This is a genomic window from Clostridium sp. AM34-11AC (genome assembly GCF_003435375.1).
GTDB classification, from domain to species: Bacteria; Bacillota; Clostridia; order Lachnospirales; family Lachnospiraceae; genus Pilosibacter; species Pilosibacter fragilis.
The window spans coordinates 74,433-93,754 of record NZ_QWGL01000004.1; the positions used below are offsets into that span (position 1 = coordinate 74,433).

The 19,322-nt window shown below is 49.5% G+C and carries 16 protein-coding genes and 1 other RNA gene; 1 reads left to right on the forward strand and 16 read right to left on the reverse strand.

The genetic code is table 11. The annotated features are described in order from the left end of the window. Window positions 1-8 precede the first annotated feature (8 nt). The 9 genes from DW826_RS04750 to recQ all read right to left on the reverse strand — a co-directional run bounded on the left by DW826_RS04750 (window position 9) and on the right by recQ (window position 9,991). Window positions 9-1,319, reverse strand: coding sequence for an AI-2E family transporter (locus DW826_RS04750; RefSeq protein WP_117552191.1), 1,311 nt, complete (start codon window positions 1,317-1,319; stop codon window positions 9-11). Window positions 1,320-1,672: 353 nt separating this feature from the next. Next, window positions 1,673-1,850: non-coding RNA, 6S RNA (gene ssrS / locus DW826_RS04755), on the reverse strand. A 195-nt stretch (window positions 1,851-2,045) separates the two neighbouring features. Beyond that, window positions 2,046-2,708, reverse strand: a complete 663-nt coding sequence (locus DW826_RS04760; protein WP_117469851.1) for an HAD family hydrolase — start codon at window positions 2,706-2,708, stop codon at window positions 2,046-2,048. Window positions 2,709-2,976: 268 nt separating this feature from the next. Then, window positions 2,977-3,918: a cell wall hydrolase gene (locus DW826_RS04765; protein WP_117552192.1), complete on the reverse strand. Its 942-nt coding sequence runs from the start codon at window positions 3,916-3,918 to the stop codon at window positions 2,977-2,979. A 301-nt stretch (window positions 3,919-4,219) separates the two neighbouring features. Next, complete coding sequence (gene ybaK / locus DW826_RS04770; protein WP_021906009.1) at window positions 4,220-4,720, reverse strand: Cys-tRNA(Pro) deacylase; 501 nt, start codon at window positions 4,718-4,720, stop codon at window positions 4,220-4,222. 339 nt (window positions 4,721-5,059) lie between these two features. Further along, window positions 5,060-5,854, reverse strand: a complete 795-nt coding sequence (locus DW826_RS04775; protein ID WP_117552193.1) for an ABC transporter ATP-binding protein — start codon at window positions 5,852-5,854, stop codon at window positions 5,060-5,062. Then, window positions 5,847-6,776 (reverse strand): ABC transporter permease, encoded by a 930-nt coding sequence (locus DW826_RS04780; RefSeq protein ID WP_117552194.1) that lies wholly within the window; start codon window positions 6,774-6,776, stop codon window positions 5,847-5,849. The genes DW826_RS04775 and DW826_RS04780 overlap by 8 nt, the downstream gene beginning before the upstream one ends. Before the next feature lie 92 nt (window positions 6,777-6,868). Continuing rightward, window positions 6,869-7,906 (reverse strand): ABC transporter substrate-binding protein, encoded by a 1,038-nt coding sequence (locus DW826_RS04785; RefSeq protein ID WP_117502962.1) that lies wholly within the window; start codon window positions 7,904-7,906, stop codon window positions 6,869-6,871. Window positions 7,907-8,122: 216 nt separating this feature from the next. Then, window positions 8,123-9,991, reverse strand: a complete 1,869-nt coding sequence (gene recQ / locus DW826_RS04790; protein WP_117552195.1) for a DNA helicase RecQ — start codon at window positions 9,989-9,991, stop codon at window positions 8,123-8,125. A 480-nt stretch (window positions 9,992-10,471) separates the two neighbouring features. On the opposite strand from recQ, the gene DW826_RS04795 reads away from it, so the two are divergent. Next, complete coding sequence (locus tag DW826_RS04795) at window positions 10,472-11,056, forward strand: xanthine phosphoribosyltransferase (protein WP_015554861.1); 585 nt, start codon at window positions 10,472-10,474, stop codon at window positions 11,054-11,056. Window positions 11,057-11,127: 71 nt separating this feature from the next. Here DW826_RS04795 and DW826_RS04800 read toward each other — a convergent pair whose 3' ends face one another. The 7 genes from DW826_RS04800 to DW826_RS04830 form a co-directional block, all read right to left on the reverse strand. Next, window positions 11,128-12,474 carry a hemolysin family protein gene (locus DW826_RS04800; RefSeq protein WP_117552196.1) on the reverse strand — a complete coding sequence of 449 codons (1,347 nt, stop codon included), beginning with the start codon at window positions 12,472-12,474 and terminating at the stop codon, window positions 11,128-11,130. Between the two features lie 176 nt (window positions 12,475-12,650). After that, the gene (locus DW826_RS04805; RefSeq protein WP_117552214.1) at window positions 12,651-13,001 is read right to left on the reverse strand and encodes a type II toxin-antitoxin system PemK/MazF family toxin; all 351 of its coding nucleotides are present in this window, start codon (window positions 12,999-13,001) and stop codon (window positions 12,651-12,653) included. Between the two features lie 176 nt (window positions 13,002-13,177). Then, window positions 13,178-14,353, reverse strand: a complete 1,176-nt coding sequence (gene alr / locus DW826_RS04810; protein WP_117552197.1) for an alanine racemase — start codon at window positions 14,351-14,353, stop codon at window positions 13,178-13,180. Then, entirely contained in the window at window positions 14,343-15,926 is a 1,584-nt protein-coding gene (locus DW826_RS04815) for an NAD(P)H-hydrate dehydratase (protein WP_117552198.1), read from the reverse strand. Before DW826_RS04815 ends, alr begins: the two co-directional genes overlap by 11 nt. Beyond that, entirely contained in the window at window positions 15,923-16,291 is a 369-nt protein-coding gene (gene acpS / locus DW826_RS04820; protein ID WP_117552199.1) for a holo-ACP synthase, read from the reverse strand. Before acpS ends, DW826_RS04815 begins: the two co-directional genes overlap by 4 nt. Then, window positions 16,285-16,977, reverse strand: coding sequence for a redox-sensing transcriptional repressor Rex (locus tag DW826_RS04825; protein ID WP_015554866.1), 693 nt, complete (start codon window positions 16,975-16,977; stop codon window positions 16,285-16,287). Before DW826_RS04825 ends, acpS begins: the two co-directional genes overlap by 7 nt. Window positions 16,978-17,253: 276 nt before the next feature. Continuing rightward, a complete protein-coding gene (locus tag DW826_RS04830) occupies window positions 17,254-19,233 on the reverse strand; it encodes an ABC-F family ATP-binding cassette domain-containing protein (protein ID WP_117552200.1) in 1,980 nt (659 codons plus the stop codon). Window positions 19,234-19,322: the final 89 nt, after the last annotated feature.

Genomic DNA, 19,322 nt, shown 5'->3' on the forward strand with positions numbered 1-19,322 from the left:
ACTGTTCGTCACCGTGTTTTTTTATACTCGCCGTTCTGTTCGTCGATCCGCTTCAGATTTACATAGTCCTCTTCTTTTATGCTCAGACTCTTCTTTGAAAGGAGATATTCCTGAATCTGATTATAAATATGAATGATGACTGCCATCAACGGAACCGCAATGATCATTCCCACAAATCCGCACAATCCGCCGAACAGCAGGATCGAAAACAGTACACCAAAGCTGGAAACACCTGTGGAATTTCCCAGGATCTTCGGTCCTAAAATATTTCCGTCAAACTGCTGAAGCACAAGGATCAGCCCGATAAAGTACAGACACTGTTTCGGACTGATGAGGAATACGAGGATCGCGCACGGAGCTGCTCCAATAAATGGTCCGAAGAACGGTATCACATTCGTCACTCCGATGATCACGCTGATCAGCAGCTCATACGGCAGCTTAAACAGATGCATCAGGATAAAGCAGAGAATTCCGATGATCAGGGAATCGATCAGTTTTCCGATAATAAAGCCGGAAAACGCTTTTTTAATAAACTGGAATTCAGCCACAACGATATTGGCCGCTTTCAGTGGAAGAACGGAATAAATAAATTTTTTTCCCTGCGCTGATAGGGATTCCTTGATATTTAACAGATAGATCATAACGATCAATCCGATCAGCATGTTTTTTGTCAGCGTGATCACATTCATGACTCCGCTGGATACGCCGCCGACAATCTTCTCAATATTCTGGAAGTTCTGGAAATTGGAGAGATTCGACATTAAGTCCGTCTCCATCCAGCTCTGAAAATACTGGGCTGACTGCTCGTAAATATTTAAGATTGCCTGCTCCACCGGCGGGTTGTTCACGAAGAATTCCGTCAGCCAGTCATACACGTTCTGGAAATAAACCGGCATCATGTTGATGATCCCCACGATACTGGAATAGAGCTGCGGGATGATCATGCTGGAAAGGCTTACGACCACCACGATCAGAAACGCAAGGCTTATCACTGTTCCAACGGCTTTTCCAAGGAAATTGCCGAAGGATTCACTCTTGAACCGTTTCTTTGGCGCGATCTTCTTTTCCTCGTCCTCTTTTTTCTTGTCGTCATCGTGCACATACACGACTGTATTGTAGCACCAGTTATAGACCGGAGACATTAAAAAAGCAAGTACAGCGCCGTAGATCACCGGTGCCAGGACAAACCGCACTTTTCCCAGAAAGGCAAACACTGCATTCCTCTCCAGAAACAGAAAGACGACAAACACCGCTGCGATCAGTACCAGGATTGCCGTCACCCCCATGTAAATGTATCGTTCGAACCGTTCATTTTTCATAAAAAAGTTTCTCCTTTGCAGTTGTTTCTTCCATTCATATCATATGTATCGAAACCTGTTTGCACCCATAATATCATACTTCGATCATTTAGAAAAGAGTATTAACAGAATCTGAACATTCCCCGCATTCCAAAACCGTCGTTTGGAAATCCTCGCAGGCGGTCTTTCCTATAAAGTGAAAAGAATGTGCCTTGGCGCATTCTCGCACCTCGCGCGGTCGCTTGCGACAATCTATATCTTCGCGCGAGTGCGCATCACTGGCACGTTAGTGCCTTTTCATGTAACAGGAAATTTCTCAGAATTTCCTGTTACATGAAAAGAAGCAGCGATCTCTCGCTGCTTTTTTATCTTTCGCAATCCCAAAATGCCGTTTCCTGAATAATTGACGCCTAGCAATGCTAGGTGGGCATCCGCACTTAAACATCTGCCTTCCACTCTTTGGAGGCCTGACATCCGTTCAAAAATATAGGAATCCCGTATGTCAAAATGTAGGTTCAAAATAGACAGGAGTGTCGAACATCCCAGGAATCACATTCCCTTTAACTGAGAACTATTATAGCGCATCACGGATCATTTTTCAAGTTCCATTTCCTGGTGTCATGTATTTTTCTGCGACTCATAATTACAACTCCCGACATAGCTGTAAACCGGATCTTCGATCCCTGCTGTACTGTCTGTCTTGTCTTTAACACAGACAAAGCATCCCAAATATCGGCTGATCTTTTTTTACATCATACCTTTTAAGAGCTTTGCTGTCTCCTCCGGTGTCTCACAGAGGTAATCTGTCCCGGCGCTCTGGAGTTCTTCACGGCTTCCATATCCGTAAAGCACGCCGATCACGGAAAGTCCCGTTTTCTTCGCACCGTATACATCATGTTCCCGGTCACCCACCATGATCACGGAAGGCTTCTCCTCCTCGCTGATGCAGTTTTCTTCCAGGACATAGCGGATCACATCGTCCTTATTCACACGCGCTTCATCCATGGACGCGCCGCCGATAAATTTAAAATACTCTGTCAGTTGGAAATATTCCAGGACTTTCTTTGCGGTCTCCTCCGGCTTCGATGTTGCCACATAGAGTTCGAGGCCAGCCTCCTTTAAGGTCTTTAACATATCTTCCACGCCATCGAACGGCGCATTATCCATCCAGCCTTTCACATCGTAGTATTCCCGGAACACATAGATCGCATCATTTGCGTCCTTATCTGAAAAATTATAATATCTCTTAAAGCTGTCGAAGAGCGGCGGTCCCACAAACGGTTTCAAGACCGAAAGGTCATCCACATGGATGCCGTAATGTTTCAGCGCATACTGAACACCCCTCGTGATCCCTGGCATGGAATCCGTCAGTGTGCCGTCAAGATCAAAAAATACTCTTTTTAACTTCATCATTTTTCCTCTTTCACGTATTTCCAATTTCATGAGTTTTATTATCCCATGCCCCCATTTAAATGTCAATTATAAAATCCTGTACTGCCCTTCCGCCAACCTCCACTATTTTCCATGGCTATCGACTTTTCGTTTTCAAACCGACAGAATATATCACCTGTATTCTATTTCAGATCTGCAGCTGCAAAAAAGCGGCACCCACCAGAACCGCTTTTTACGGTTCTGGCACATGCCGCCTTTCCCTTATCCTTTTTATCTGACCCGGAGTTTACCGGAAAAACTCGTGATTTCCATGTTTAAACAGGAATTCCAGATGTCTGTCAAACCAGCTGGCGTTCTTTTTTGATGACGCATGCCGGTTCATAAAATACAGGGCACCGTCCGTCAGGTCTTCACCTGAGAGCGCCCGCCCTACGGCCTCCACCGTCTCGGCTGTGACCCTGCATCTCTTGATGGAGCCGTTGGACACCGGTGAAAACTGGTGTTTCTGGTAGACAACTTTCGTGATCGTGTTCGGGAATGAGTCATTCTCCACACGGTTTAAGATCACGTTCGCCACCATGACACGGCCTTCCATGTCACAGTTTCCAGCTTCCGCCTGCACGATCCGTAGAAGAACATCGTAGTCGCTGTCAGAGTAGCCGGTGAAAACTTCCCTTGCAGACTCCTCCGCCGCAGTCTCTTCCGCTTCCGCCTGTACCTCTGTCACAGGTGAGCCTTCTGCTTCCGCCTCAACCTGCACAGCTCCGGCCTCTGCGTTTCCCGCAGTTTCCACTTCCGGCCCCGCAGACTCATCCTGAGCCCCATTGCTCTCGTCTGCTTTTTCCGAATCTCCTGCGTCCTCGGCGCTGTTCTTATCATTCGTCTCTGTATTTTCAGTTTCTTTCTCGATATCTGCTTCCGTCTCCGCGGATGATGCTTCATCCGCCGTCGTCTCATCCTCTAAAACATTTCCGTCTGTTTCCGGAAGAGCAGTATCTTCTGTCTCCTCCAGACTGTCTTCATCCGAACCTCCCTGCGTCTCTGCAAACGCTACGATCGCGTTTTTGCCTCCGCCCTGGAAGTCCACCGCTGTAAATGGAATCACTGCAATCAGTGTTGCGCCCATCGTGAGAATTGCCGCATTCCGGTGCATCTTCTTTGTCACACCGGTGAAGAGTGATTTCACAAACTGAAAGACTGTCTGAAGAAATGAGTTCCATGGATTCATTTTTGAATACCCTCTTTCTCCGTCCTGTCGCCGGTTGTTCATTCCGACCGTTTTCCGGCCGGTGTCTGTGATTATAGGAGAATGAGAGGGCAAATGTCAATAAGCCATGGCCAACTTTGTTACATTTTACAGCCCGTTTTTTAATGATTGTTACATTTTATTAATATCTTTTCCAAATATTATCGGCATAAAACCTAAATTTTTGGTGGTATTGGCAAGTATAAAATATTGCAAATGTTACAATTTTGTTAAATATTGATTCCCCACTTTCAGGTGGTTTCCGATAACTTTTTCATTTATGTTAACCATTTTGCTGCAAATCCAGCAGTTTTGCTCCCACATAGTCCGCGAGAGTCTGCGGGGAAAGCAGTACCTGGAATCCCCTCTGGCCCGCGCTGACAGCGATCGTTTCGTATTTTAACGCCGCCTCATCAATAAAAGTCGGGAACTTTTTCTTCATTCCGATAGGAGAACAGCCACCGCGGATGTACCCCGTTGTGGCTAAAAGATCCTTCATCGGAAGCATCTCCACCTTCTTATCTCCCGCCGCTTTCGCCGCCTTTTTTAAATCTACTTCACCGTCCACAGGAATACAGCAGACGAGAAATCCGGTGCGTTCTCCCTTCAGTACAAGGGTCTTAAACACGCTTCCATGATCCACACCCAGCATGTCCGCCGCATGGCTTCCGGAGAGATCGTTCTCATCCACCGGGTACTCCTTCGCCTCGTAAGGGATTTTCGCGGCATCTAAAAGCCGCATCACATTTGTCTTTGTTTTATCATTTTTTGCAGATCTGCTCATAAATATTTCCTCCTGAACACAGCCTTTTCCCTGCGCCGCATCTGCCCGCAGTCCGGTATTTAATCCTTTTAGGCTGCACATCATTTATACAACGGAATACGCAAAAAAGCAATAATAAAGAATGTGCCTTGGCACATTTTCGCGCCTCGCGCGGTCGCTTGCGACAATCTACATCTTCGCGCGAGTGCGCATCATTGGCACATGAGTGCCTTTTATGTAATAGAGAATTCCTCGGAATTTCCTATTACACAAAAAACGGCAGCAAACTCTGTAATCTGCTTACAGATATCCGCTGCCGTTTATCTACTTTTCGACCTGTTTCTTCTATATATATGGCCCCTACGACAGGATCATACGGTCGTTCGCAAGTTCGCCGCCTGCAGCTTCCTCAAACTTCGCAAGAAGATCCTGGACTGTCAGGTGTTTCTTCTCCTCTCCGGCCACATCATAGATCACGTGGCCTGCGTTCATCATGATCAGACGGTTCCCGTGGGCGATCGCATCGCGCATGTTGTGAGTGATCATGAGTGTTGTCAGATGCTCACTGTTTACGATCTTGTCGGTTGTCTCAAGAACCTTTGCTGCCGTCTTCGGGTCGAGGGCTGCCGTGTGCTCGTCTAAAAGGAGAAGTCTCGGCTTCTTTAAGGTTGCCATGAGAAGGGTCAGCGCCTGTCTCTGTCCGCCGGAGAGAAGTCCGACTTTTGATGTGAGGCGGTCCTCAAGACCAAGGCCTAAGATCTTTAACTGCCCCCTGTAGAACTCACGCTCTTTTGCGGTGATTCCGGCCTTCAGAGAACGTGTCATTCCTCTTCTCGCCGCCAACGCCATGTTCTCCTCGATCTGCATGGTGGCAGCCGTTCCTGTCATCGGATCCTGGAATACGCGTCCGAGATACTTCGCACGCTTGTGCTCCGGGAGCTTCGTCACGTCGATATCATCGATGGTGATCTTTCCCTCATCCACAAACCACGTTCCTGCAACTGCATTTAACATGGTAGATTTTCCTGCACCGTTTCCACCGATGACGGTGACAAAATCGCCTTCGTTTAAATGAAGATTTAATCCGTTTAACGCTGTCTTTTCATTGACGGTTCCCGCGTTGAAGGTTTTATAAATATTGTGAAGATCAAGCACGAGGTGCACCTCCTCTTTTTACCGGTTTAGAGAAATATTTGCCTTTCATGTACGGGATCGCAAGGAATACCGCAACGACAAGAGCTGACAGGAGTTTTAAATCATTGGAATTCAATCCCATCCAGAGGACGACCTGAAGGACCAGATAATAAATGATCGCGCCGAAGGCAACGGAGAACAGCTTGAAACCGAAGTTCTGGCTGATCTTTCCGAATACGACCTCACCGATGATAACGGCTGCGAGACCGATCACGATGGCGCCACGGCCTGCGTTGACATCCGCAAAGCCCTGATACTGGGCATATAAGCCGCTCGCAAAGGCAACGATCCCGTTGGAGATCATAAGACCTAAGATCTTTGTGAAATCGGTATTGATACCCTGGGCACGTGACATATTCTGGTTGGAACCCGTAGCACGGATGGAGCATCCGATCTCCGTTCCGAAGAACCAGTAGAGGACCGCGATCAGGATCACAATGATCAGCGCCACCACAAAGATCGTGTTCTTATAAAAAGCGACTCCCTTTACATAACGGAGAGACACCAAAAGATCATACTTATCCACACTGATGGCCTGATTTGCCTTACCGCCCATAATGCGGAGGTTGATGGAGTAGAGACCAAGCTGGGTCAGGATTCCCGCAAGGATCGCCGGGATCCCCATCGCCGTGTGAAAGATTCCGGTCACAAGACCCGCGATCATTCCCGCGATAAACGCCGCAAACAGGGACACTCCCACAGAATGTCCGTTTAACATGAAAATGATGCAGACAGCACCTCCCGTACACATGGTTCCGTCCACGGTAAGGTCTGCAAGATCGAGGATCTTATATGTAATATAAACGCCGATCGCCATGATGCCCCAGATGAGTCCCTGTGCACAGGCACCCGGCAATGCATTAAACAATGTTGCAAAATTCACGTTTCTTTCCTCCTATGGCTGATGATAGCAAACAGGGTGACAAAATTTTTTGCTGTTTGCCACCCTGATGTCCTCATAATTTCAAGTCGTTATTATTCTTCGATCACAACGTAGTCATCCGGAACCGTGATTCCAAGTGCCTCGCAGTTTGCCTTATTGTATTTCTTTGTTACCTCCGGCGCAAACTCGATCGGCATTTCCTTTACGTCCTTGCCGTCCATCAGGATCTCTGCGCCCATCTCACCGGCTTTGTATCCGATGTCGTAGTAGTCGATGGAAAGAGTTGCAACGCCGCATCCGGAGCAGATTCCTTCTTCACCTGCAATTACCGGAACTTTCGCCGGAAGGCAGATATTGTTTATGATCTCTGCATTGGAAGCAGCCGTATTGTCAGTCGGAACATAGAGAACATCGTTCTCTCCTGCTGCTGTTGTTGTTACGGAAGCGATATCGTTGGAGTCTGCGAAGGTGTATTCCTTACAGGTATATCCGAGATCCTCAAGATATCCTTTTACGGTTGTTGCCTGATATTTGGAGTTCGGCTCTGCGGAGCAGTATAATAAGCCGACATTCTTTGCCTCCGGGAACAGCTCGTTGAGCATTGCAGCCTGCTGGTCAAGTGGAGCGAGATCGGAGGTTCCGGAAATGTTAAGACCAGTCGTACCGGTCCAATTATCGATGTCAAGAGCAGTCGCGTAGTCCGTGATGGAGGTTCCGAGGATCGGGATCTCGCTGGTTCCTGCCGCAGCGGCCTGAAGTGCTGCAGTCGCGTTTGCAAGAATCAGATCAACATCGTTGGAAACGAACTGGTTGATGATCGTTGCGCATGTTGCGGAATCGCCGGATGCGTTCTGAAGATCAAATTTAACATTGTCACCGAGTTTATCTTTTAATGCAGCCTCAAAGCCTTCTGTCGCCGCGTCAAGTGCCGGATGCTGGACTAACTGGCAGATACCTACGTTATAAGTCTTGCCGTCCTCTTTTGCCGCCTCAGTGGAAGCTGCTGCCGCAGCTTCTGTTTTTGCCTCTGTGGCTGCTGCTGTTGTCTCCGCTGTGGAACTGGATCCACAGCCCGTCAGTGCAGAAGCCGCAACGACGGCTGCCATTGCAAGTGCTGTTACTTTTTTCATAATATCGATCTCCCCTCAATTTTTCTCTTTTCGGAATCCTTTCCTTCATGCGGAATTCCGTTCTTAAATGCGTTGTTGCGTTACGCTTTAACGCGTGTGAGTGAAACTGTCATTATCATACACCCGTTTCTGTGATTCGTCAAGTCGATTTCCTATTTTTATCTATGCAAAAAGCGCATAAATTTCGATATTTCGAAACTTTCTGCGCTTTTAAATTTATAATTCCCCACTCAAAGAATCCCTGATTTTATCCAGGAACCTCTCCCCGTACTTCTCAAACTTAAACTCTCCAACGCCGGAAACCTTCAGCATTTCCCCCTTATTTTTCGGTTTTATAAGGCACATATGTACCAGCGTCTTGTCGGAGAATACGATGTAAGGCGGGACTTTTTCTTCCTTTGCGATCTCCCTGCGAAGTTCCTTTAAGAGGTCGAAAAGCGTCGTCTCCTCCTCCGTGAAGTTCTCGCTTCCGGCCGTCATCTTTGGCTTCTTCGCACTGGAAGTCTTCCCAGTCTTCATTCTCTCCTGCTCCTTCGGGAGCTTCATCATGACTTTCTCATCTTCGCCGTTTAAGAGGGGCGCCGCGTTCTTTCCGAGTTTTACGATGGCGTACTCGTCGGATGTCACCACAAGATATTCCTTCACCTGGAGGAAATTTAAGACCTGGCGCAATCTGTATGTGGGAACCTTCGATAACTCTCCGTAATGGGAATTCTCATCCATGTGGTAATTTCGGATCTTCACCGTCGCTGCCCCGTGGACAGTATCCAGGATCACCGTGGTTCCATACCGCTCCCGGCACTCTGCGACGCAGCCCACGATAGCCTTCGCAATCTCCGTCACATCCATCTCCTCAAACTGTGTCTTGCAGTTCGAGCAGTTCCCGCAGTATCCGCTTCCATACTCCCCGAAATACCGCAGGATATACTCTCTCAGGCAGTCGTTCGTAAAGCAGTAGAACGTCATCTTTTTCAAGCGATCCCGGTCTCTCTCCGCAACGATCGCTCTCGTCACATCGTCAAGCTCCTCATTATCCCGGTTGTTGTCGATAAACATCTGGTTTGTCACCACATCTCGGCCGCCGTAGAGCAGCAGGCAGTCCGCCGGTTCCCCGTCACGCCCCGCGCGGCCGGCTTCCTGATAATAGCTCTCCATGTTCTTCGGCATATTGTAGTGGATCACAAAGCGGACGTTCGACTTGTCAATTCCCATGCCGAAGGCATTGGTCGCCACCATGATCTGCGCCCGGTCGAAGATGAAATCCTCCTGATTCTGTTTTCTCTCGCTGTCGGAAAGTCCCGCGTGGTATCTCGTCACGGAAAAGCCGTCCTTCATCAGCTTCTCCGTCACCTCCTCCACGAGTTTTCTCGTCAGGCAGTAAACGATGCCGCACTGACCGGCGTGTTCTTCGATATATGTCTTTACCGCCGCATACTTGTCCTTCGGGCTCTGGACCTCGAAATAGAGGTTTGGACGGTCGAATCCTGTTGTCGTCACCACCGGATCCTGGAGTTTCAGGAGATCGATAATATCATCCCGAACCGCCGCCGTCGCCGTTGCCGTGAAGGCGCTGACTACCGGACGTTTCGGGAGTGTACACAAAAATTCTTCTATTTTTAGGTAACCGGGCCTGAAATCCTGCCCCCACTGGGAGACACAATGGGCCTCGTCCACCGCCACCATAGCGATCTTCGCGTGGACGGCAAAATCGAGAAATTCCGGTGTCAGAAGGCGCTCCGGCGCGACGTAGATGATCGGATATCGACCCTCGCGGGCATATCCCAGCGCTTTATAATACTGCCCTGGCGTCAGGGAACTGTTTAAATAGGCCGCATGGACTCCCGCCTGGTTCAGCGCGCTGACCTGGTCCTTCATTAAGGAAATTAACGGTGAGATCACAAGCGTAATTCCCCCGTTCTCCCCTGCCATCAGCGCCGGGATCTGGTAACAGAGCGACTTTCCCGCACCCGTCGGCATGATTCCAAGTACGTCCCTGCCGGAGGTGATCGCGTCGATCATCTTTTCCTGTCCGTCCCGGAAAGCGTCATAGCCGAAATACTGTTTTAATACCTCATATTTATCCATAAAAGCATAATACCTTTCCAAATCTGATAAAGTATCGAGCAAAGTCTGCTATTGAAGCATTATTCAAATGGAACATAAAGAAAAACGATGCCGCAACGCAGCTAAGAGCATATCGAATATCAGATCATTCAGAATCAAGAATTTATTGTTGTTCCATAATATCACGCTCCTGCTCTCCGTGCAAGCCCGCAGTCCATAAACTTTTATAAAAGATGTCGCTTTTCCATCCCTGTGCCCATTCATTTTCCCGTTACTGTTCACGCTTTGCGCAAACAGTAACTGATTTTGCCGATGCTTCGCATTCCGAATCGGCAAAATCCACTACCACCACTGTATTGTACGGAATTTTCAGTTCAGAAAATTCCTACCCGTGTACAGTAATATTTTCCCCGACTTTTCATCTTGTAATCTCCCCCCAATATTGCTATAATTGGATACAATACAGATACACCCGAAAAGGGGAATTACGGAGGAAAGAACATGAACTTTTTAGAAGAGCGTATCGCGAAAGACGGTGTTGTAAAAGAGGGAAACGTATTAAAAGTTGACAGCTTTTTAAACCATCAGATGGATATCGAACTTTTTGACGAGATGGGCGCGGAGTTCAAGCGCCGTTTTGCCAATGAAAATATCAACAAGATCCTGACCATCGAGGCATCCGGTATCGGTATCGCCTGTATCGCGGCAATGCATTTCCATGTGCCGGTCGTTTTCGCTAAGAAATCCCAGAGCGTAAACCTTGACGGCGAAATGTATGTTGCTGAGGTAGAATCTTTCACCCATAAATGTAAAAATCAGGTCATCGTTTCCAAGAAATTCCTTTCCCCGGATGACCATGTTTTAATTATCGATGACTTCCTTGCGAACGGTTATGCCCTTCAGGGACTGATCTCCATTGTCCATGAGGCGGGCGCTACAGTTGAAGGAATCGGCATCGTGGTAGAAAAAGGATTCCAGATCGGCGGACAGGTCATCAGAAATCTGGGCTACCACTTAGAGTCCTTAGCCATCGTTGAGTCCATGGACCCGGCTGCCGGCACTGTAAAATTCCGCGAACAGGACTAATGTAAAAACGGATACTTTCGCTTCCGGCAGGAATGCCGGAGTGCAGAGTATCCGTTTTCTATTTCTTCTTTCTATTTCTTCTCTTCTTTCGGTAACGGAATCGCAAGAACCGTCTGGATCACCTTGTTCTCCACTTTCATGATCTTTAACAGATAGTCCCCGATCCGGACACTCCCCTTCTCTCCCGCTTTCGGGATATGCCCAAGCCTGGACACCATGAAACCGTTCAACGTGTCAAAGTTATCCTTATCTTCCTTATCAAATTCCACCCCAAGAGTCTCCTCCACATCATCTAAGAGTGTGAGACCGGTAAGCTCATATGTACCATTCTTTCTGGAAACGATATCTGGCTCTTCCTTATCATACTCGTCCAGAATATTTCCGACGATCTCCTCTAAGATATCCTCCATCGTGACGATACCCGCAAGCTGACCATACTCATCCACGACCAGCTCGATATGGATCTTCTGGGACTGCATCTCCTTAAAGAGAGAGTTGATATTCTTCGTCTCCGGAATAAAGTGTGGACTTCTGAGCAGACCCTTGATCTTTTTGATCGGCGTATTTAAATGTTCTTTCGAGTCTGTATAATGAAGCATGTCCCGCATGTGGAGAATACCGATGATATTGTCGATATCTTCCTCATAAACCGGGAATCTCGAGTAGTTTGCTTCCTTCACAACGAAATCCAGCGCTTCCTTAAGCGTGATCTCCCCGTCCAACGCAAGGACAGCCGTGCGGTGCGTCATGATATCCGCCGCCACTTTATCATCGAACTCGAAGATATTCGTGATCATCTCCGCCTCACTGGCCTCTAAGACCCCCTGCTCATGACCTTCATTGACCATATACATGATGTCTTCCTCGGTCACATTGTCATCTTTTTCGCGGATATTGATGCCCACCGCCTTCAGGGAGATATAGGCGAACTGATCCATCAGCCACGCGAACGGAAACAGAAATTTCGCCACGAGCTCCACCAGTGGAAGCACCTTATAGCAGAACCGGATCGGACTTTTCGCAGCGATGCGCTTCGGGATCACGATCCCCAGTCCCGTGAGCAGAAATGCGATTCCCACAAGTCCCGCGACATATGAAATTCCAACGGCTGCCAGATGCGGCAGCTTTGTGCGCACTCCAAGCAGCGCCGTCAGATTTCGTACCACAAACAGCAGGGAAGAGGCCCCCATTGCCAGTGTCAGGATACTCGTCGCCAGCTGATTCGTGCGGATAAAGAGGTACGGATCCTCCTGAATCTTCAGAAGCTTTTCCGCCCTCTTATTCCCCTCGTCGCGCTCATCCTCCAGCGCGCTGGTGTTCAGCGCCTGAACCGCCGCACCGAATCCGTACAACACCGCAAACAAGATCACCGATGCGGCAAATAAAACAATTCCTATCCACGAATTGCCATCGTCCATGAGAATTACATACACTCCTTTATCATTTTCAGTACTGCATCCAGCCGTTTCCAGATCCACGGCTGAATTGTTTCAAAGTATTTACGTATTTTTCCACTATAGCATTAAATCCATGCCCCGTCAAGGAATACACCCGCGATTATGTAACAGGTTCCGCCCCTTTCACAGGCATTTTCCTAATAGTCCCCGAGTTCCAGACTGACCTTCAGCGCCTCGTCCACCCGGCCTAACAGCTCCCCGTCAATATGGCAGATCTTTTCCCTGAGTCTCTGCTTGTCGATGGTCCGGAGCTGTTCTAAAAGGATCACAGAGTCCTTCACCATGTCACAGTCTCTGGCGGAAAGCTCCACATGGGTCGGAAGCTTCGCCTTATTCATCCTCGATGTGATCGCCGCGCAGATCACCGTGGGGCTGTGCTTATTCCCCACATCGTTCTGGATCACGAGCACGGGCCGCACACCTCCCTGCTCCGAACCGACTACCGGTCTCAGATCCGCATAATAAATATCGCCCCGTCTGATAATCACAAGTCCCACACTCCGCCTGAATTTCTATGCGGTCAGCAGATCCGGGGCTGTGCCTGCACCTGTCCCCGGCGGCTGCCGCGCTCACTCAAGAAGCCTGCAACGCGTGCTTCTTATAGTCCAGAGTATTTCCCACTTATGATATTTTATTCAGACGTACCGTTTTTCGAGCATGACCGTCAAAAGCCTTCGTACTCCTCATCCCTGCACATCATGCCGCCCACTTCTCTTCCATTCTTCACATACCGCCGCGGCACACGTTTTCCTATCAGGCACGGGATCTCGTAATGGAATCCGCCTGAAATCTCTGCAAGCTCCTCCATAGTGATCTCCTGGTCCCCGTCCCTGCCCACAAGAGTCACGGGATCTCCCTCTTTGGCCTCCGGAATCCCCGTAAGATCCGCCATAAACTGGTCCATGCAGATCCGCCCTAAGATTTTTGCCCGTTTTCCATGGATCAGCACTTCTCCTTTTCCGGAGAGATTTCTCGGATAGCCGTCCCCGTAACCTGCAGAGACCGTAGCGATCCGCATCGTCTTCTCCGCCTTAAAGGTTCCGCCGTAGCTGACCTCCGTTCCCGGTCCGATCTCCTTGATGTAAGTGATAAAGCTCTTTAACGCCATCGCCGGTTTCAGAGAAATGATATCCTGTTTTACTTCATCCGACGGGTACAGGCCGTAGATCGTGATTCCCGCGCGAACCGCGTCCATGTTAAAATCCGGGAGTTCTACGATTCCGGCGCTGTTAGAACAGTGACAGACCGGGACGGCCACACCGGCTGCCTTCACATCATCGCAGAACTCGTGAAACCGTCTGTACTGCTCCCCTGCATTCGTCTTATCTGCCTCGTCTGCCCGTGCGAAGTGGGTAAACATACCGGCGATCCTGAGAGCCGGAAGCTCCGCGATCTCCTTTATGGTCTCCACGGATCCCTCATCCGGGAAAAGTCCGATACGGCTCATTCCCGTATCCACCGCGATATGGATCTTCGCGGTCTTTCCCTCTGCCACAGCGGCATCTGATAATTCTTTTGCTCTCCAGTATTCAAACATAGGCAGACTGATGTCGTTTTCAAGACATTCCTGATAGCGGCCGGCTGAAACCGGACCAAGACACAGGATCTCTTTTTCGATCCCATGTCTCCTGAGCTTAAGCCCCTCATCCACCGTTGCCACCGCGTACCCACAGACAAAACGGTCGATGGTCCTCGCCACCGGGACTGCCCCGTGTCCGTATGCGTCCGTCTTTACCACGCCGTACATCTTCGTTCCCGGACGAAGATGCTCCTTCATGGCCTTCATATTTTCTTCAATACGCCCGAGATCCACCTCTGCGTAGATTCTGTCAAATTCCATCTCTGTATACCTCCGGAAGGCAATCTGCGATCTCCCCTGCTAACACTCCGTGGACTCCAAAGTGTTTCTCAGCGGCCTCGCCGGCGAGACCGTGTACATAAACTCCAAGGGCCGCCGCGTCACTCTCCTCCAGTCCCAGCGCTACGAGCCCGGCGATCACGCCCGTAAGCACATCACCGGAACCGCCTTTGGCCATAGCCGGAGTCCCGCTTCCGTTCACGAACGTCTTTCCGTCTCTTCCGGCGATCACCGTCGCCGCGTCCTTTAAGACGCATACTACGCCGTACTGATCTGCGAACTCCCTGGCGGTGCGGACCGGATTCTCCTTCATTTCTTCTATCTGAATTCCTGTGAGCCGCGACATCTCCTTCATATGCGGCGTCACGATAATATTCTCCGTAAAATAACCTGTAAGTTCCCGGTATTCCGCCGCAAGATTCAGGGCATCCGCGTCAAGAATGATCGGAACATAGGCATCCTTCAGGACATTTTCCACCATGCATCTGGCATAATCTTCCATCCCGATCCCAGGTCCCAGAACGATCACATCGGCCCATTCCGTCTCCCTCGCAATCTTTCGCGCAAAGTTTTCCGGATCTTTCTCGGCCTCCTTCGTGTCGTAGGTGGCTAAAATGGCCTCCGGAAGTTTTTCCTGTACGATCAGCCGGTTCTCCTCCGGGGTAAAGACCTTTACAAGTCCGGCCCCCATCCGGTATGCTGCTGTGGCGGAAAGCAGGGAAGCCCCCGCCATGTTCTTCGCTCCGGCCATTACAAGAACCTTTCCGTATGTTCCCTTGTTGGAGTCAGCCATGCGGGCCGGGATCCTCAAAAGATCTTCCCGATCCAGCATCTGGACATGTTTTTCCCGTTCTGCGCTGCTCTCCGGCACAAAGCCCACATCTTTCACGAGAAGATGTCCGCAGAGCTCCCGCCCCGGAAACAGCACCTGTCCAAGCTTCTTTTCTCCGAACGTGACCGTCACATCCGCGCGGACTGCATCTCCCATCACGCTTCCGTTATCGGAGCTGATGCCCGACGGGACATCGACAGCAATGACTTTCATGTCTTCCTGTCCATTGATCCACCGGATCAGCTTCCGGTATGCGCCCTCCACATTTCTCGAAAGACCGATCCCGAAGATTGCGTCCAGAATCACGCCCCGGCAGCTTCTTTTTCTCTCCCCGGCCTTTCTAAACGGCTGCGCCGGGATCTTCTTTTCCACCAGGTCCGGCAGATCTTCGGCCGTCATCACCGGGATTCCCAGTCGTTTTACGACATTTAGCTGGGCTTCCAGTTCCTCGCTTCCTTTTCCGTCCCGCTGCGGGAAAACGATCTTCACATCGTACCCCTTTAAAAACAGCATTCTGGCGGCGGCAACCCCATCCGCCCCGTTATTTCCAAAGCCGCAGACGGACCAGACGGTCCCTGCCTCTTCTTTTTCCAGTATCTCCTCTGCTTTCTCTGCAACTGCCATAGCCGCCCGTTCCATCAGGACTAAGGATGGAATCCCATACCCTTTGATGGACCTTGCATCGAACTCTTTCATTTCTTTTCCATTGAGAACTGCTTTCATCCGGCATCCCCCTCTCCGACGGCAAACGCCATCGCATGGTCCTTCGTGTCTGAGATCGACACTTCGATCTTTGTGATCCCGAGATCTTCGGCTATTTTTGCGGCTCCCTCATGAAGCTCCACATAGGGCTTTCCAAGAGGATCTCTTAAGACCTCCACATGAATCGGCATAAACTCCCGGAATCCCGTTCCAAACACTTTCGCCACTGCTTCTTTAACGGCAAAAGTGCCGGCAAGGACCCGGGGATCTCCCTTTGCCTGCCGGCGCTCACGCTCGGTATAAATACGCGACAAAAAAGCCTCTTTATCACAGGCTTTTTTTACGCGCTCAATTTCGATCAAATCACAGCCAACTCCAATCAACATGTCTCATTGGTTCCCGTCTGTTCTGCTTTTTCCTTTGCTTTCCGCTCCCGCTCATCCTGCATGCTGCAGACACGATAGGAAAGTCGCATCAGGCTCTCGGAGAGGTGGACATTCTCAACGACCACATCATCCGGAACATTTAGGTCGGTATGGGCAAAGTTCCAGATCGCCTTGATTCCGGCCTTTACCAGGCGCTCTGCGATCTCCGGAGCCTTGGACTTCGGGATCGTGAGGGCTGCGATCTGCACCTCGTTATCGATAATAAACTGTTCAAGGTCATCGATCCCGCGGATTTCCACACCACGGACCACGAGACCGATCAGCCGCGGATTGGTATCGAACATTCCCTTGATCATAAATCCGCGCTTCTCAAAATTTGTGTAATTGGCGATGGCCTGTCCAAGGTTTCCGGCTCCGATGATAATGAGGTTGTGCTGTCTGTCGATTCCTAAAATCCTTGCGATCTCCGTGTAGAGATACTTAACATTATATCCGTATCCCTGCTGGCCGAAGCCGCCGAAATTGTTAAGATCCTGACGGATCTGGGACGCCGTCACCTTCATTCTGGCGCTCAGCTCATTGGAAGAAATCCTTTCGATCCCCTCCTCCATCAGTTCACCCAGATATCTGTAATAGCGCGGAAGTCTGGAAATAACCGCCTTTGAAATCTGTCTTTCGTCTGTCATTTTCTGGTTTCACCTTCTCAAAACTTTCATATAACGATGGAATCTATTATACTCATATCTATATTATTTGTCAAATCCTTGTCAAAGAATTTAGGCGAATTGGGGCTGGAACTGCCCTATCCCATAAAAAAGAAAATGTCCCGCCCATGATCTCCCCGACCGGACGGAACATTTTTCTTTTGAGTATATCTATATCTGTTCAACAGGTTTGCTGCTGTTCACACCCTGCGCAGGCAGCAACGGACCTGAGACTCAGCGGATATTAATGATTGCTGCTTATTCAGCCAGCTCCTCCCACTTTTCATACAGAGTCTCAAGTTTCCCTGCGATCTCCTCTTTTTCTTTATTTAACTCCATGAGCTTCGCCACATCGGAGAAAACACTCTCGTCGCAGAGAAGTCCGTCGATCTCACCGTCTCTCGTCTCAAGTCTGTGGATCTCGTCCTCGACCTTTTTCAAGTCATTCTGACGTTTTCTCTGGCGGGCCTGCTCTTCCTTCTGGGCTTTCCAGTCAAGCTTTCCGCCTGCGTCCGCGCTGCTCTCCGCCGCTTTTCCGGAAGTTTCAGCCGCCGCTCCCGTCTTTGATGCGCCGAATCCGACGATTCCGCCGGTAGGCTCCACATTCTCGGTCCCGAAATGGGCGTTCATCATGGCCTCATGTTTTTCCAGATAATAATCGTAGTTACCGATATAATTCATCATCCGCTTTCCGGTGAGATCCAGGATCCTCGTTGCGGTCTTGTTGATAAAATAACGGTCATGGGAGACGTAGAGCACCGTACCGCCGTAATGGCTTAAGGCATTCTCCAGAATCTCCTTCGAAGTGATATCCAGGTGGTTCGTCGGCTCATCGAGGATCAGGAAGTTTGCCTCGGAAAGCATGAGCTTCGCAAGGGAAACACGGCCTCTCTCGCCGCCGCTTAAGTCCCCGATCCGCTTAAACACATCGTCCCCGGTAAAGAGGAATGCCGCTAACGTACTTCTGATCTGGGTGTTGGACATTCCCGGGTAGGCGTCGGAGATCTCCTCAAACAAAGTCTTTTCCATGTGGAGCACCTGATGATCCTGATCATAATATCCGATGTGGACTCTGGAACCAAGAATGATCTCACCGTCATCCGGCTCCACAAGACCGTTGATGATCTTTAAGATCGTGGTCTTTCCCGTTCCGTTGTCACCGATAATGGCGACCCGTTCCCCGCGCTTTACATCGAAATTCAGGTCTGTAAATAATGTCTGGGAGCCAAAGGATTTTGCCAGACCGTTCACCGTCAGCACATCGTTTCCGCTTAAGATATTCGGCTCCAGGCGGATATCCATGGCGTCATTGACCTCCGTCGGCTTCTCAAGGACTTCGATCTTATCTAACATCTTTTCCCGGCTCTCCGCTCTCTTAATGGACTTTTCCCGGTTGAAGGATTTTAACTTTTCGATGACCGCTTCCTGGTGCTTGATCTCCTGCTGCTGGTTTAAGTACGCCTTCATCTGGATCGCGCGCATCTGCGCTCTCTTTTCGCTGTAGGCCGTATAATTTCCGAAGTACACAATGGCATGTCCATTGTCCAGCTCAATGACCTTTGTGACGATCTTATCGAGAAAATACCGGTCATGGGCAACGATGAGAACAGCACCGCGGTAGTTTAAGAGATAAGTCTCTAGCCATGCGATGGAGGACATGTCCAGATGGTTCGTCGGCTCATCGAGAAGAATGATATCCGGGTTTGTGAGAAGAAGCTTGCCCAGGGAAACTCTTGTCTTCTGGCCGCCGGAAAGTGTGGAAATCTGTTTGGAGAACTCCTCCTCCGTAAAACCAAGTCCCTTTAAGACGCCCACGATCTCACTCTTCCAGGCATAGCCGTTGATGAGCTCAAACTCGTGGCTTAAACGGCTGTACTGATTCATCATGGTCTCCAGCTCTTCCCCGGATGCTGTCTTCATGGAATTTTCCAGATCCCTCAGACGATTTTCCATGGCGATGACGGACTTTTTCGCATCCAGCATCTCCTCATAGATAGTCCGGTGGCTCAAAAGATCCTGGTTCTGCGCCAGGTAGCCCAGCGTCTTCCCGCTTCCAAGCACCACCTCACCGGAATCCGGTGCCAGCTCGCCGACAATGATCTTTAAGAGCGTCGATTTTCCCGCTCCGTTGATGCCGACGATGGCAGCTTTTTCATGATCCTCAATATGAAAGGAAGCGTTCTTGATAATATCGTCGCTTCCGAATGATTTGCAGATATTGCTGCAGGATAATATCATAAAATCCTCCTGTTTCTATCACTGTAACAGCCTCACAGCCGCATACTTTTTGTACACCGCAGTTATTTTTACAACTGCTCTTTTATCTT

Excerpts from the sequence above, each read along its gene's own strand:
- DW826_RS04750 (WP_117552191.1), bottom strand. The coding sequence starts at position 1,319 with ATGAAAAATGAACGGTTCGAACGATACATTTACATGGGGGTGACGGCA.
- DW826_RS04760 (WP_117469851.1), bottom strand. The coding sequence starts at position 2,708 with ATGAAGTTAAAAAGAGTATTTTTTGATCTTGACGGCACACTGACGGAT.
- DW826_RS04765 (WP_117552192.1), bottom strand. The coding sequence starts at position 3,918 with ATGAATCCATGGAACTCATTTCTTCAGACAGTCTTTCAGTTTGTGAAA.
- ybaK (WP_021906009.1), bottom strand. The coding sequence starts at position 4,720 with ATGAGCAGATCTGCAAAAAATGATAAAACAAAGACAAATGTGATGCGG.
- DW826_RS04785 (WP_117502962.1), bottom strand. The coding sequence starts at position 7,906 with ATGAAAAAAGTAACAGCACTTGCAATGGCAGCCGTCGTTGCGGCTTCT.
- recQ (WP_117552195.1), bottom strand. The coding sequence starts at position 9,991 with ATGGATAAATATGAGGTATTAAAACAGTATTTCGGCTATGACGCTTTC.
- DW826_RS04795 (WP_015554861.1), top strand. The coding sequence starts at position 10,472 with ATGAACTTTTTAGAAGAGCGTATCGCGAAAGACGGTGTTGTAAAAGAG.
- DW826_RS04800 (WP_117552196.1), bottom strand. The coding sequence starts at position 12,474 with ATGGACGATGGCAATTCGTGGATAGGAATTGTTTTATTTGCCGCATCG.
- alr (WP_117552197.1), bottom strand. The coding sequence starts at position 14,353 with ATGGAATTTGACAGAATCTACGCAGAGGTGGATCTCGGGCGTATTGAA.
- DW826_RS04815 (WP_117552198.1), bottom strand. The coding sequence starts at position 15,926 with ATGAAAGCAGTTCTCAATGGAAAAGAAATGAAAGAGTTCGATGCAAGG.
- acpS (WP_117552199.1), bottom strand. The coding sequence starts at position 16,291 with ATGTTGATTGGAGTTGGCTGTGATTTGATCGAAATTGAGCGCGTAAAA.
- DW826_RS04825 (WP_015554866.1), bottom strand. The coding sequence starts at position 16,977 with ATGACAGACGAAAGACAGATTTCAAAGGCGGTTATTTCCAGACTTCCG.
- DW826_RS04830 (WP_117552200.1), bottom strand. The coding sequence starts at position 19,233 with ATGATATTATCCTGCAGCAATATCTGCAAATCATTCGGAAGCGACGAT.